Origin of the sequence: Pyxidicoccus sp. MSG2 (assembly GCF_026626705.1) — a bacterium.
Classification (GTDB): Bacteria; Myxococcota; Myxococcia; order Myxococcales; family Myxococcaceae; genus Myxococcus.
Map to the genome: position 1 here is coordinate 312,165 of NZ_JAPNKC010000001.1, position 13,299 is coordinate 325,463.

The following is a 13,299-nucleotide window of genomic DNA, read 5'->3' on the forward strand; positions in this document are numbered from 1 at the left end:
GTCGCCGGAGATGAGCTGAGCGCGAACTCTACCGGCTGGCGGCGCGCTGTCCACGGACGCTTCCTCGGTCGCTTCCGTCCGGCCGCTGGCGTCAGAAACTTGGCGGAGGGGTGCGCAACTCCGCTAGGTTCCCCCACACCTTGGACGGATTGAAAGAAACCCTGGTCATCTGGAGCGCGGAGCTGCGCCGCGCCGTGCGCAGTGGGCGCGCGGTGGTGCTGCTCGGCCTCTACAGCATGTTCTCCGCGCTGGTGCTGCTGGTGGTCGGCTGGATTGCCGGCCAGGTGCGCGAAGCGGTGAACAAGCAACTGGAGACCGCGGGTGCGGGCGCGGATGCCTCGGCGCAGGTGGGCGAGGAGATGCGCAAGGGCGTGCTGGGGTTCCTCCTCAGCGATGACAGCGCGATGATGGAGGCGCTCTCGCGGGTGCCGCTCGAAGTCCTGGTGGTCTTCAAGGTCACCCTCTTCTTCCTGCCGGCCTACGTGGCGCTGATGGGCTTCGACCAGCTCAGCGGCGAGGTGGGCCCGCGCTCCATGCGCTACCTCACCGTGCGCGCGCGCCGCTCCTCGGTGCTGCTGGGCAAGTTCCTCTCGCAGGCGACGCTGCTGCTCGGGCTGGTGCTCATCATCGACCTGGCCATCTTCGTCTACGCCCGCATCGCCAATCCGGGCTTCGGCTTCGCCGACGTGGTCATCAACCTCATCAAGTTCTGGCTGGCGGCCATCGTCTTCTCGCTGGCCTACGTGTCCCTCACCACGCTGTGCTCCAGCCTCTTCCGGAGCCCGGCGGTGAGCCTCGTCTTCAACTTCATCCTGCTGTTCGTCTTCTGGCTGATGGACACCACCGGCCGGGCCGCCGAGGCCGCCTATGGCGAAGCGAGCGTGGTGCGCTACGTGCGCTACCTGTCGCCCTCGTATTACTCGGTCAACCTGCTGCACCCGAGGCTGGCCGAGTTCGCCGCCAGCGGAGCCGCGTACGCGGGCTTCGCGATGCTCTTCCTGCTGGGCGCCTACGCCGTCCTGCGCGCGAGGGATTTGTGAGCGACCTGGCCATTGAGCTGTTCGGAGTCTCCAAGCGCTTCGGCCCCAAGGTGGCCGTGAGCAACGTGAGCCTCTCGGTGCCCCGGGGCTCGGTGTTCGGCCTCATCGGCCCCAACGGCGCCGGCAAGACGACCACCTTCTCCATGATGTGCGGCTACCTCTACCCCACCGAGGGCTCGCTGAAGGTCATGGACGTGGACCCCGCCACGCCCGGCGCCCTCAAGGGCCGGCTGGGCGCGCTGCCCCAGGACGCGGTGCTGCCGCCTGGCTGGGAGACGGGTGCGCTGCTGACGTACTGGGCCCGCCTGTCCGCCCTCGCCGACCCCGAGCGCGAGGCCCGCGAGGCCCTGGAGCAGGTGGGGCTGATGGAGGCGTGGAACGTCCAGACGCAGGCGCTCAGCCACGGCATGGCCAAGCGCGCCGCCATGGGCCAGGCCCTCATGGGACGACCTCCGCTGGTGCTCCTAGACGAACCCACCGCCGGGTTGGACCCGCGCATCGCCGCCCAGGTGCGCCAGGTCATCAAGAACATGAAGGAGGCCCGGCAGACGGTGGTGGTCTCCAGCCACAACCTCCAGGAACTGGAGGAGCTGTGCGACGCGGCCGCCATCCTCGACAAGGGCAAGCTCGCGCAGGCCGGCACCATGTCCGAGCTGACCGGCCAGGGCTCCGAGTTCCGCGTGCAGATTGCCCGCGGTGACGTGCTCATCCCCGAGATTGCCGCCCTGGCCGACGTCACCGACGCGCGCATGGAAGGCGAGTCCGTGCTGCGCGTGCGCATCAAGGGCGGCGTGAAGCCCGAGGAGGTCATCAGCCACGTGGTGGGGCACCTGCTCCAGCACGGCGTCCTCATCCTCGGCGTCAGCCGGGGCCAGCGCCTGGAAGACCGCGTCCTCCAGCTCCTCTGAGGGAGCGAGCGATGGGGGGGCTGCAGGAGGGGCCGCCCGTCAGGAGGCGGCTCAGCCCGCCTTGCGCACCCACCCCACGTAGCTCGTGCCCCGGCGCTCCAGGCGGAGGAGCGGATGGCCGGTGGCCTCGCACCAGGCGGGAAGGTCTGCTTCCAGCCCCCTGTCGGTGGAGATGAGCTCCACCACGGTGCCCGGCGCGAGCCTCCGCATGGCCTTGGCAATCTCGAGAATGGGCATGGGGCAGAGTGCCCCCGAGGTGTCCAGGCGGACTGAGGCGTCCATGATCCTCACTCTGACGGAATTTTTTCAAAAACTCCCCAGTTTCCGGGCCCCTAGGGGGGGTTGTACCCCCGTGGAAGCCAGACTCACTGGCTTGCGTGTCTGGAATTCCGTCTGTTAAGTACCCCGCCCCTGCCCCTGTAAAAAACCCCACGCTCGGGCCCGGAGTCGGACCCATGGCGAAGGAGCATAGCCAACCCATGAAGCCCAATGTCATCGTGGCCCTCATCGTGGGCCTGGTCCTCGGTTTCTTTGGCGGCCGCGTCGTCAGCGGCCCGTCCTCGAAGACCGAAGCCGCCAAGCCCGCCGCGAACTCCCCTTCCGCTCAGGCGCCCGGCCGGCGCCCGGTGGACCCCACCGTCTTCAAGGTGAACATCGACGGGGCCCCGGTGAAGGGCAACCCCGACGCGCTCATCACGCTGGTGGAGTTCTCGGACTACGAGTGCCCCTTCTGCAGCCGCGCTCACGCCACCGTGGAGAAGCTGCGGGAGCAGTATGGCGACAAGCTCCGCGTGGTGATGAAGCAGAACCCGCTGTCCTTCCACCCGCACGCCAAGCCCGCGGCCCTCGCCGCGCTGGCGGCCGGTGAGCAGGGCAAGTACTGGGAGATGCACGACAAGCTCTTCGCCAACCAGAAGAAGCTGGATGAGGCCTCGCTGGAGGGCTACGCGAAGGACCTGGGCCTGGACGTCGCCAAGTGGAAGGCCGACATGGCCAGCCCGAAGTTCCAGGACACCATCCAGAAGGAGCAGAGCCAGGCGAGCACCCTGGGCGCCAGCGGCACCCCGGCCTTCTTCATCAACGGCCGCTTCCTCTCCGGTGCGCAGCCCATCGACAACTTCAAGGCCCTCATCGACGAGGAGCTGGCGAAGGCCGAGTCCCTCGTGAAGGGCGGCGTCCCCGCCTCGCAGGTGTACGCGAAGACCATCGAGAAGGGCGCCGAGAAGGCCGCGCCGAAGCAGAACCCGGTGCAGCAGGCCGCCGCCGCCGTCCGCAAGGTGGACGTGCCCTCGGACTCCCCCGCCTTCGGCCCGGCGACCGCCAAGGTCACCATCGTCGAGTTCTCCGACTTCGAGTGCCCCTTCTGCAGCCGCGTGGTGCCCACGCTGACGCAGATCAAGAAGGACTACGCCAAGGACGTGCGCGTCATCTTCCGCAACCAGCCGCTGCCCTTCCACGCCAACGCGAAGCCCGCCGCCGAGGCCGCCATGGCCGCGCACGAGCAGGGCAAGTTCTGGGAGATGCACGACAAGCTCTTCACCAACCAGAAGGCCCTGGACCGCGCCTCCCTGGAGAAGTACGCGCAGGAGATTGGCCTGAACGTCGGCAAGTTCAAGGCCGCTCTCGACAGCGGCAAGTTCAAGGCGAAGATCGAGGCGGACATGGCCGCCGGCAGCGCGGTGGGCGCCAACGGCACCCCCACGTTCTTCATCAACGGCCGTGAGTTCGTCGGCGCCCAGCCGTTCGACTCCTTCAAGAAGGTCATCGACGAGGAGATCGCCAAGGCGGACAAGCTGCTGGCCGCCGGCACGAAGCCGGAGGAGCTGTTCGGCAAGATCCTCGCCCAGAACATCGCCGCTGCTCCCGCCGCCCCGGCGGGTGGCGCCGACGGCGCCCCGGCCGAGCCGCCGGTGCAGAAGGTGGAAGTGGGCAACGCCCCGGTGAAGGGCGCGAAGAACGCCCCCGTCACCATCGTCGCCTTCTCCGACTTCGAGTGCCCGTTCTGCAGCCGCGTGGTGCCCACGCTGAAGCAGCTCGAGGACCAGTACCAGGGCAAGATCAAGGTCGCCTTCAAGAACCAGCCGCTGCCCATGCACGCCAACGCCAAGCCGGCCGCCGCCGCCGCGCTGGCCGCGCACGAGCAGGGCAAGTTCTGGGAGATGCACGACAAGCTCTTCGCCAACCAGCGCGCCCTGGACCGCGCCTCGCTGGAGAAGTACGCGCAGGAGATTGGCCTCAACGTCGGCAAGTTCAAGGCCGACCTCGACAGCGGCAAGTTCTCCGCGCAGATCGAGGCGGACTCCGCCGAGGGCTCGCGCCTGGGCGCCAACGGCACCCCGACGTTCTTCATCAACGGCCGCACGCTCGTGGGCGCCCTGCCCTTCGAGGCCTTCAAGAAGGTCATCGACGAGGAGCTGAAGAAGGCCGGCGGCGCGGTGGCCGCGGACGCCAAGTAGTCGCTGCCCGCTGAAGGGCCCTGAAGAGGGCCTGAAGCACCAGAGGCCGTCGGACCTTCGGGGTCCGGCGGCCTCTGTGCTTTCGGGCCTTCGTGCTTCTCGTCAGGAGACGGCGATGGCGTCGATCTCCACCTTGGAGCCGCGGGGCAGCGCGGAGACCTGCACGGTGGCGCGGGCCGGGGGCGCGCCGGTGAAGTAGCGGCCATACACCTCGTTGACGCGGGCGAAGTCGCCCAAGTCCGTGAGGAAGATGGTGCAGCGCACGACGTGGGAGAAGTCCAGGCCGCCGGCGGTGAGCACGGCCTTGAGGTTCTCCATCACCCGCTCGGCCTGCGCGACGACGTCACCCTGCACCATCTCCATGGTGGAGGGGTCCAGGGGAATCTGGCCGGAGAGGAAGGTCATCTTCCCCGCGTCCACCTGCACCGCCTGGGAGTAAGGGCCAATGGCCTTGGGGGCCTGGTCGGAGTGGATTGCCTTGCGAGCCATGCGGGCACCTCGGAAGTAGAGGGGCGGCCCCTTGACGGAGCCGCCCCGGGTTTCCGGGGCGCTCTAGCACGAAAGACGGCGCTCTAGATTCGCTCGACGGAGTAGACGCCGTTGAGACGCTCGATGGTGCGCATCAGGTCGGTGAGCTGCTTGAGGTCGGAGATGGTGACCTCGAAGGTGTTCACCGCCCGGTCATCCCCCGTGGCGCGGCAGTTGGCCTGGGAGATGTTGACGCCCTTCTTGGAGAAGGTGTTGGAGATGTCCGCCAGGAGGCCCGGCCGGTCCGCCGTCAGCACGCGCAGCGTGACGGGGCGCTTGAAGTCCCCGCGTACGTCCCACGTCACGTCCACGCGGCGCTCGGGGTCCGTGGCCAGTGCCTTTTCGCAACCCACCGTGTGCACCGTCACTCCCCGTCCCCGGGTGATGAAGCCGGCGATGGGGTCGCCGGGGACGGGGTTGCAACACCGTCCGAAGCGCACCAGCACGTCGTCCACGCCGCCAATCTGCACGCCGCTGCGGTTGCTGCGGCCCACCAGCCGCTTGGCCAGGTCCGTGACGCGCGACAGGCCGGGCAGCATGGAGGAGCTGACGGAGTTGCTTCCCGACAGGCTGTTGCCGCCGCCGTCGCCACGCGCCGCCGTCTCCGCCGCGGCGAGCTTCTCCTGCGGCACCAGTCGGTGCACGAGCTGCTGCGGCGTCACCTTGCCGTAGCCGACGGCCACCAGCAGGTCGTCTTCGATGCGGAAGCCCAGCTCCTCGGCGACCTTCTTCATCTCCCCGGACTTGAGCAGCCGGTTGAAGTTGAGCTGGAAGCGCTTCAGCTCGCGGTCCGTCAGCTCGCGGCCCAGCTGCAGGCTCTTGTCGCGCTGCTGCTGCTTGATGAAACCGCGGATGCGCTGCTGGGCACGGCTCGTCTTGACGAAGGTGAGCCAGTCCTTGGACGGGTGCTGCTGGGGGCTGGTGAGCACCTCCACCGTGTCGCCGTTCTTCAGCTTGTAGCGCAGGGGGACGATCTTGCCGTTCACCTTCGCGCCCACGCACCGGTTGCCCACGTCCGAGTGGATGGCGTACGCGAAGTCCACCGGCGTGGCCCCGCGAGGCAGCGAGCGCACGTCGCCCTTGGGCGTGAAGACGAAGACCTCGTCGGTGAAGAGGTCCACCTTCACCGTCTCGAGGAACTCCTTCGGGTCCTTCAGGTCCTGCTGCCACTCCATGAGCTGGCGCAGCCAGGCGAACTTCTCGTCATCCTTGGAGATGACCGCCTTGCCCTCCTTGTACTTCCAGTGGGCGGCGATGCCCTCCTCGGCGATCTTGTGCATCTCCGAGGTGCGGATCTGCACCTCCACGCGCTCGCTCAAGGGACCAATCACCGTGGTGTGCAGCGACTGGTACATGTTGGGCTTCGGAATCGCGATGAAGTCCTTGAAGCGTCCGGGCACCGGCTTCCACATCTCGTGCACCAGCCCGAGCGCCTCGTAACAGGAGGGCGCGGTGGGGGCGATGATGCGGAAGGCGATGATGTCGTGGATCTGGTCGAAGTCGATGCCCTGCGCCTTGATCTTCTTGTAGATGCTGTAGACGTGCTTGAAGCGGCCGGACACCTCGCCCTTCAGCCCGCGCTCGGCGAGCTTCGAGCGGATGAGGTCGCACGTGTCCTCGATGTACTTCTCGCGCTCCTTCTTGCGCTTGTTGAGCTTCTCCTGGAGCGCGAAGAACTCCTGCGGCTTCACGTAGCGGAAGCTCAGGTCCTCCAGCTCCGTCTTTATCCAGGAGATGCCGAGCCGGTTCGCGAGCGGCGCGTAGATGTCCAGGGTCTCCTGGGCGATGCGCGCCTGCTTCTCCTCGGACATGTGGTCCAGCGTCCGCATGTTGTGCGTGCGGTCCGCCAGCTTCACGAGGATGACGCGGATGTCCTGCGCCATCGCGATGATCATCTTCCGGAAGTTCTCCGCCTGCTTCTCCTCCTGCGAGAGGCTGGCGGACGCGGAGAACTTGGACAGCTTGGTGACGCCGTCGACGAGCTGGGCGACTTCTGCGCCGAACAGCTCGGTGAGCTCCTCGGCGGTGGCGAGTGTGTCCTCAATGGTGTCGTGGAGGAGGCCGGTGACGATGGACGCCTCGTCAAGCTTCAGCTCTCCGAGGATGCCCGCGACCTCGAGCGGGTGGACGAGGTAGGGCTCGCCTGACTTCCTCAGCTGGCCCTGGTGGACCTTGGCTGAGTAGACGTAGGCCTTCTTGATGATGTCCAGGTCAGGGTCCGGGTGATACGAGGAGACCCGTTGGAGGATGTCGTTCAGGCGAATCATCGAGTGAAGGGCAATCGTAACTTTGCCCCCCTGGGGGGGCAACGTCGCCCCACACCTGGGTGTTCCAGTTCACGTACGGGGCCGGGGGGACTATCCCACCTGTCGCGTTCGCTTTCGTTGACCCGACGTTTTCAGGGCCCCTAGATTCGCCCTCTCCCATGTCACAGCTCCTGCTGTCCGCCCTTGCCGTGGTCTGCCCGAACTGTGACGGGTACAACCCTCCTCGCTCGGCCGCCTGTGTCCTGTGCGGCCAGGCGCTGGAGGAACCCTCCGCGGCCCGGCCGCCCGCCGCCCGGCCCGCCGGGGCGACTCCCCGTCCCGTAGCGCCGCCTCCCGGCCGTCCCGTGGCGGTGTCCACCTTCCCCGGCCCCCGGGGAGAGTCAGGCGTCCCGAACACCACGCCGCCTCCGCCGAGCGCCATCCCTCCCGGGCTGCGCCCCTCGGCGCGGACGCCTCCGCCCACCGCCGCCGCCGGGCTGCCCGTAGAGCGCCCCGGGGCCCGGGTGACGGCTCCGGCGGGTGGCGCCGCCTCGGTGCCTCCCGTCGCCGCGGCCCGGGCGTCCGCGGGGGGGCCCGCGTCGGTGCCTCCGGGGCCCGCCGTCACCCGGCCTCCGCCTCCGGTTCCGGACAGCGCCATGCCCTTGAAGCCCGGGGCCGCGCCCGCCGCGACTCCCGGAGCCCCGCGGCCGGCGCCTCCGGCGGCGTCCCGCTTCGGACTGGCCGTCATCGCCGGCTCCACGCGGGGCCAGCGCTACAAGTTGCCCGTCACCGGCTGCGTCGTGGGCCGGCAGCGCGGCGCCATCCTGTTCTCGGATGACGCGTACGTGTCGCCCCTGCACGCCACCTTCCTGGTGAAGGACGGCGCCCTCTTCGTCCGGGACGAGTCGAGCGCCTCGGGCGTGTTCGTCGCCGTCGCCGGCACCGAGGCCCTCGCCCCGCGCACCCTCTTCAGCGCGGGCCAGCGGCTGTTCCGCTACACGGGCCGGCTGGAGCCGGTGGCGCCCGTGGCGGGCCGCCCCCACGTCTACGGCGCGCCGGTGCCGCTGGGTCAGGCGGTGTACGGGGTGGAGGAGGTCCTCGTGGGCGGGCGCGCGGGCCGGGCGGTGGTGACGGCGGCGCCGCTGCTCACCATCGGCCAGGCGAACTGCGACTTGAGCTTCCCGGGGGACGAGGGCCTGGCCGGCCGCCACTGCGAGCTCTCCCCCACCCCCACGGGCGCCCTGCTGAGGGACCTGTCGGGAGGACTGGGCACGTACGTGCGCCTCGCGGCCGGCGTGGAGCGCCCGCTGCGTCCGGGAGACCGCGTCCGCCTGGGCCAGCACGTGCTCCAGGTGGAAAACCTGGGCTGAGCCGCGGAGACCGCGCCCGCCTCGGCCCGCGCGCGCTCCAGGTGGAGAATCCGGGCTGAGTCGCTGCCACAGGCGTTTGCCGCCGCACCTGCCCGTCAGGGCGCGGCGGGCCGGGCGATGGCCCCACCCAGGCGCTGCTCGATGAGCTCGCGCGCCTTGGAGTTGGGGACCTCGCGCAGGTGGCGCTCCCACCAGCCGCGGGCCTCCTGGACGTCGGGGTTCGGGCGGCTCCAGTAGATGTCGCCCAGCTTCAGCGCGAGTTCGGCGTCGCCACTCACCGAGAAAGCATCACGGTACAGCGTGGCCGCGAGGCCGGTGTCCTTCTGCAGAGCCCGGTCCCCGTCCCGCGTCAGACGCCCGGCGCGTTCCACGTCGCGCTCCGCCATGGAGATCTGCCGCTCGTAGAGGGGCACCTCGGCGCCTGGCACGCTCCCGACGGCGCCGGGCACCGGCGCGTTCTTGGGCAGCGCGTACGGCAGGTCCTGCGGGCCGCTGCCGGTGCCGACGTAGTAGGCGTAGGCGAAGAAGCCCGCCGCGGCCACGACGAGGAGGATGGTCAGCGACTTGAAGAAGAAGGCGAACCCGCCCCCGCCCGAGCCAGGGTTCGTCGGAACCAGGGAGTCCGTCTTCTCCCGGGTGGCGGGCATGTCGTCCGCGTTCGCCGGCAGGGGCGAGAGCACGCCCGGCAGCGCGCGGACCGTTGCTTCCACCGTGACTTCGTTGTTGTCCCAGCCCGGCACGGTGACGTCCCGGCCGTCATTCAGCGGTCCGCCGGTGGACTTGCGCGGCAGCGGTGCGAGCACCGCGGAGGGCCGCGCGCCACGCTGCGAGGCCTCGGCCCGGCGGCGCTCCTTCTCCACCGCCGCCAGCTCCGCCTTGAAGGCCTCGGCGTTGGCGGGCCGGTCATCCGGGCTCTTGGAGAGCGCGCGCAGGATGAGCTTCTCCAGCCCCGGGGAGATGCGGGCTTCCGGCCGGCGCCGGCTGGGCGGTGGGGGCTCCTCGGTGAGGTGCTTGGTGGCGAAGCCCACCGCCGAGTCGGACTCGAAGGGCAACAGCCCCGTCGTCAACTGGTAGAGGATGACGCCCACCGCGTACAGGTCCGAGCGGTGGTCCAGCTGCGCGCCGCGCGCCTGCTCCGGGGACATGTACTCGGGGGTGCCGCACACGAAGCCCGCGCGGGTGAGCGCCGGGCCGTCGTCGGTGGAGTCGGTGATCTTGGCGATGCCGAAGTCCAACACCTTCACGAAGTCGCCTTCGTTGCGGCGCTGCTCCACCATGATGTTCTCGGGCTTGAGGTCCCGGTGGATGACGCCGGCGCCGTGCGCGTCCGACAGCGCGCTCAGCACCTGGCTGACGAGGCGCACCACGCGCGCCTCCCCCAGCGGCCACTCGCGGCTGAGGATCTGGTGCAGGTCCTGCCCCGCCACGTACTCCATGGCGATGAAGAGCGCGCCGTCCTCGGCCTGGCCGAAGTCCAGCACGCTGATGGAGTTGGCGTGGTTGAGGCGGCTGGCGGCCTTGGCCTCGCGCTGGAAGCGCGCCACGGTGCGCTCGTCCGACAGCAGCGTGTGGCGCAGCACCTTGAGCACCACCACCTTGTCCAGGGCCAGCTGGCGGGCGCGGTACACCTTGCCCATGCCGCCCTCGCCAATGAGGGCCTCCACCCGGTACTTGTGGGCAATCGTCTTGCCGACGTACTCGTCCGCGTCGGCCGCGCGCACGAGCGTCGCGCCGCAAGCGGGACAGTAACGAGAGCTTTTTTCTTGGGCGTCGGCGCCGCAGGAGGGGCAGAGCAAGGCAACGTTCCCCAGTGGGGTGGGGTCCGGACTTCACCACGTCGCTCGGGTGACGGGCAAGCCATGCTCAAGGCGAGCAACCAGGCTCGACCCCTGGTAGAACCCGGAGATCGCCATGGACGCCGTGGAATATTGCCCCCGCTGTGACGCCGAGAATGCCCGGGACGCCGCCGTCTGCCGGGCGTGTGGCTCGCCCATCCGCTCCGGGACGATGGTGATGGCCGTGGCCAGCCTGGCCACGCGCCCGCAGGTCTCCATCCGCGTGGTGCGCGCCGACGGCGGCCCCGAATCCGTCGTCCGCATGCAGCGCGACACGCTCACCTGCGGCCAGCAGGGCGAGATTCCGCTGCCGGACGACCCGTTCATCATGCCCGTCCAGCTGCGCTTCTTCTTCTCCGGCGCCCGGCTGGCGGTAGAGGACGTGGGCGGCGCCAACGGCGTCTTCGTCCGCCTGCGCCAGGAGCGGGAGCTGTCCCCCGGCGGAGAGCTGCGCCTGGGACGGCAGCGCCTGGTGCTGGAGCCCATCCCCGCCGCGGCCAATGGCCCGGGCGGCACCCAGGTATGGGGCTCACCGGATCCCGGCTACCGCCTGCGGCTGGTGCAATTGCTGGAGGGGGGCTTGAGGGGCGCGGCCTTCCCGCTGCGCGAGGGCGACAACCTGCTGGGCCGCGAGCAGGGCGACCTCACCTTCCCCACGGACGGCTTCGTGTCCGGGCGTCACGCGGTGCTGCAGGTGCGGCAGGACCGGCTCCAGGTCCGGGACGTGGGCTCGTCCAACGGTACCTTCATCCGCTTGGCGGGCCCCACCTTCGTGGACAACGGGGACCACTTCCTCATCGGCCGCCAGCTGCTTCGCGTCGAAATCCAGGCGCCCGCGGCCTGAGGGCGCCCGGTCCGGTCATGACTCCAGGGCGGGCCGCACGAGGGCTTCCTCGCGCGGCCCGGGCTCCCGGCGCTCAGCCGTAGGACTTCTCCTTCTTCTCCTGCTCCTCCTTGCAGCGGATGCAGAGCGTCGTCACCGGACGCGCCTCCAGCCGCTTCGGAGAGATGTCCTCCTCGCAACGCTCGCAGATGCCGAAGGTGCCGTCCTCGATGCGGGCCAGCGCCTTCTCGATCTTCTGCAGGAGGAACTTCTCCCGGTCGCGCAGGCGGAACACCATGGATTGCGCGTACTCGGAAGAGGCCAGGTCGATCTCGTCCGGGAGGTCGTCCGTGTCGAAGTTGGACTCCTCCACCAGTGTTTTCTTGGCGCTCTCGAGCAGGCTCGTCTTGCTGTCCTCGAGCATCTTCTTGTAACGCTTGAGATCTTTCTGGTTCACAGACTTCGCTCCAGTCCAGCGAGGGTTTGGGCCCTGCCCCCAAAAAAAGGGCCCGAAAGCTTTATTCATGTAACCTTCAGTGTCAAGCTGACGTGGGTGCACACTGTGGGTGAAGGGAGGGGCTTTTGACCGAGAACACGAAGTTCGATCGGGAGTTCCTTCGCTCGGCCCTCTCGCTGGCGGGCAAGAGCGAAGTGGACCACTTCCTCTACATTTGTGACACACCCATTCCTCCCGACGAATTCCGGGGCCGGCCTGCTCGCAAGAAGCTCGTGTACGCGGTGACGCTGGAGAAGCTGGCACAGGAGCACCTGGCGAAGAAGGTCCGCGCCCTGGTCATCCCCGCCTACGACTACTCCCGCACCGAGCGCGTGAAGGTGGCGCTCGTGTCCGCGCTGTCCCAGGGGGCGTTCAAGGAGGGAGACCTGGTGCTGTGCATGACGGGCAAGGTGGGGCGCCCGCCGGACACGCTGATGCAGATGCGCATCGGTGGCTCGCTGGATGACCGGCTGGCCATTGAAGGCGTGAAGCTGGGCGAGGAGTTCAACTCGCAGGTGGTGGACGCGCTCATCCAGCTGGCGCTGCAGATTGGCCAGGAGGGCTTCGAGGGCCATCCCATCGGCACCATCATCACCATCGGCGACCACACGACGGTGCTGGAGAAGAGCCGGCAGATGACCATCAACCCGTTCCAGGGCCTGTCCGAGGCCGAGCGGAACGTGTTGGACCCGAAGATTCGCGAGGCCATCAAGAACTTCTCGGTGCTGGATGGAGCCTTCGTCATCCGCGAGGACGGCGTGGTGCTGGCCGCGGGCCGCTACCTGTCCGCGACGGACGACATGGTGAAGATTCCGCTTGGCCTGGGCGCCCGGCACGCGGCCGCCGCGGGGATTACCTCCACCACGCACTGCATCGCGCTGGTGGTGAGCCAGACGTCCGGCGCGGTGCGGCTCTTCAAGGGTGGCAACATCGTCCTGGAGCTGCACCAGACGGCGCGCCGCACCTGACGGCGAGCGGGCGGCTCAGCGCCGCTGGGAGCGCACTGCCCATCGTGGGAGCTGCGGCGCGGAGGCTCAGCGCTCCTGCTCCCGCAGCTCCTCGCGGTAGATGTCGGCCAGGGCGTGCGCGCGCTCCACCTCGTCGCGGGCGGCGTCCACCACCAGGGCCTGCTCGAAGCGGGCCACGCGCTCGCGCATGGCCTCGGTGACGATGCCGCCCACGGTGAGGCGCGCGGAGGCGCTCTCCCGCTCGCGGCGCAGCTCGGCCACCCGGTCTCCCAGCTCGCCCGCGGCCTCCAGCAGGAGCTTCCCGTCCGCGTCCGCCCGCTCCAGCGCGTCACGCGTGGAGGCCCGCAGCGCCTCCGCCTGCTCCCGGTCCTTCGCGAGCACGGCCACGGCCCGCCCGTCCCCGCGTGACTCGGCGGTGGCGCGGCGCGAGGCGATGTCCTCCAGCCGGCGCGTGTAGCGCTCCACGGCGCGCGTGAGGTCCCCCTTGAGGGCCAGCAGCGTGGCCGCGGACTTGCGGACCTCCGCCGCCTGGCGCTCCAGGTTCTCGATGAGCTGGTCCAACGCGGCGAGCGGGTCCGCCGGCCGGGAGGGCTCCTTCTTCCGTTTCCGCAGCAGGCCGAAGAACATGG

At 69.3% G+C, this 13,299-nt stretch carries 12 protein-coding genes; 6 read left to right on the forward strand and 6 right to left on the reverse strand.

From position 1 onward, the window contains the following. The first annotated feature begins 140 nt into the window (after window positions 1-140). Window positions 141-1,040, forward strand: a complete 900-nt coding sequence (locus OV427_RS01395; RefSeq protein ID WP_267854308.1) for an ABC transporter permease — start codon at window positions 141-143, stop codon at window positions 1,038-1,040. Continuing rightward, on the forward strand, window positions 1,037-1,948 hold the full coding sequence (locus OV427_RS01400) for an ABC transporter ATP-binding protein (protein WP_267854309.1): 912 nt from the start codon (window positions 1,037-1,039) through the stop codon (window positions 1,946-1,948). Before OV427_RS01395 ends, OV427_RS01400 begins: the two co-directional genes overlap by 4 nt. A gap of 51 nt (window positions 1,949-1,999) precedes the next feature. Here the strand turns inward: OV427_RS01400 and OV427_RS01405 are convergent, their stop codons facing one another. After that, window positions 2,000-2,230 carry a sulfurtransferase TusA family protein gene (locus tag OV427_RS01405; RefSeq protein ID WP_267854310.1) on the reverse strand — a complete coding sequence of 77 codons (231 nt, stop codon included), beginning with the start codon at window positions 2,228-2,230 and terminating at the stop codon, window positions 2,000-2,002. Between the two features lie 197 nt (window positions 2,231-2,427). Here OV427_RS01405 and OV427_RS01410 point away from each other — a divergent pair, with 197 nt between their 5' ends. Continuing rightward, window positions 2,428-4,404 carry a DsbA family protein gene (locus OV427_RS01410; protein WP_267854311.1) on the forward strand — a complete coding sequence of 659 codons (1,977 nt, stop codon included), beginning with the start codon at window positions 2,428-2,430 and terminating at the stop codon, window positions 4,402-4,404. Between the two features lie 102 nt (window positions 4,405-4,506). Here OV427_RS01410 and OV427_RS01415 read toward each other — a convergent pair whose 3' ends face one another. Both OV427_RS01415 and OV427_RS01420 read right to left on the reverse strand, forming a co-directional pair. After that, complete coding sequence (locus tag OV427_RS01415) at window positions 4,507-4,893, reverse strand: RidA family protein (RefSeq protein WP_163999312.1); 387 nt, start codon at window positions 4,891-4,893, stop codon at window positions 4,507-4,509. An 83-nt stretch (window positions 4,894-4,976) separates the two neighbouring features. Next, the gene (locus OV427_RS01420; protein ID WP_267854312.1) at window positions 4,977-7,199 is read right to left on the reverse strand and encodes a RelA/SpoT family protein; all 2,223 of its coding nucleotides are present in this window, start codon (window positions 7,197-7,199) and stop codon (window positions 4,977-4,979) included. 158 nt (window positions 7,200-7,357) lie between these two features. Here OV427_RS01420 and OV427_RS01425 point away from each other — a divergent pair, with 158 nt between their 5' ends. Then, window positions 7,358-8,548, forward strand: a complete 1,191-nt coding sequence (locus OV427_RS01425; protein WP_267854313.1) for an FHA domain-containing protein — start codon at window positions 7,358-7,360, stop codon at window positions 8,546-8,548. A 95-nt stretch (window positions 8,549-8,643) separates the two neighbouring features. On the opposite strand, the gene OV427_RS01430 is transcribed toward OV427_RS01425, so the two are convergent. After that, entirely contained in the window at window positions 8,644-10,269 is a 1,626-nt protein-coding gene (locus OV427_RS01430; RefSeq protein ID WP_267854314.1) for a serine/threonine-protein kinase, read from the reverse strand. A 190-nt stretch (window positions 10,270-10,459) separates the two neighbouring features. Here OV427_RS01430 and OV427_RS01435 point away from each other — a divergent pair, with 190 nt between their 5' ends. After that, on the forward strand, window positions 10,460-11,227 hold the full coding sequence (locus OV427_RS01435; protein ID WP_267854315.1) for an FHA domain-containing protein: 768 nt from the start codon (window positions 10,460-10,462) through the stop codon (window positions 11,225-11,227). A 73-nt stretch (window positions 11,228-11,300) separates the two neighbouring features. Here the strand turns inward: OV427_RS01435 and OV427_RS01440 are convergent, their stop codons facing one another. Beyond that, window positions 11,301-11,663: a TraR/DksA family transcriptional regulator gene (locus tag OV427_RS01440; RefSeq protein ID WP_163999307.1), complete on the reverse strand. Its 363-nt coding sequence runs from the start codon at window positions 11,661-11,663 to the stop codon at window positions 11,301-11,303. A gap of 125 nt (window positions 11,664-11,788) precedes the next feature. Between OV427_RS01440 and OV427_RS01445 the strand changes: the two genes are divergently transcribed. Beyond that, window positions 11,789-12,670 carry a DNA integrity scanning protein DisA nucleotide-binding domain protein gene (locus OV427_RS01445; protein WP_267854316.1) on the forward strand — a complete coding sequence of 294 codons (882 nt, stop codon included), beginning with the start codon at window positions 11,789-11,791 and terminating at the stop codon, window positions 12,668-12,670. Window positions 12,671-12,736: 66 nt separating this feature from the next. Here the strand turns inward: OV427_RS01445 and OV427_RS01450 are convergent, their stop codons facing one another. Beyond that, window positions 12,737-13,297: a PspA/IM30 family protein gene (locus OV427_RS01450; RefSeq protein WP_267854317.1), complete on the reverse strand. Its 561-nt coding sequence runs from the start codon at window positions 13,295-13,297 to the stop codon at window positions 12,737-12,739. Window positions 13,298-13,299: the final 2 nt, after the last annotated feature.

Bases quoted from the DNA above. Each gene is read 5' to 3' on its own strand.
- OV427_RS01405 (WP_267854310.1), bottom strand. From the start codon at position 2,230: ATGGACGCCTCAGTCCGCCTGGACACCTCGGGGGCACTCTGCCCCATG.
- OV427_RS01410 (WP_267854311.1), top strand. From the start codon at position 2,428: ATGAAGCCCAATGTCATCGTGGCCCTCATCGTGGGCCTGGTCCTCGGT.
- OV427_RS01415 (WP_163999312.1), bottom strand. From the start codon at position 4,893: ATGGCTCGCAAGGCAATCCACTCCGACCAGGCCCCCAAGGCCATTGGC.
- OV427_RS01420 (WP_267854312.1), bottom strand. From the start codon at position 7,199: ATGATTCGCCTGAACGACATCCTCCAACGGGTCTCCTCGTATCACCCG.
- OV427_RS01425 (WP_267854313.1), top strand. From the start codon at position 7,358: ATGTCACAGCTCCTGCTGTCCGCCCTTGCCGTGGTCTGCCCGAACTGT.
- OV427_RS01435 (WP_267854315.1), top strand. From the start codon at position 10,460: ATGGACGCCGTGGAATATTGCCCCCGCTGTGACGCCGAGAATGCCCGG.
- OV427_RS01450 (WP_267854317.1), bottom strand. From the start codon at position 13,297: ATGTTCTTCGGCCTGCTGCGGAAACGGAAGAAGGAGCCCTCCCGGCCG.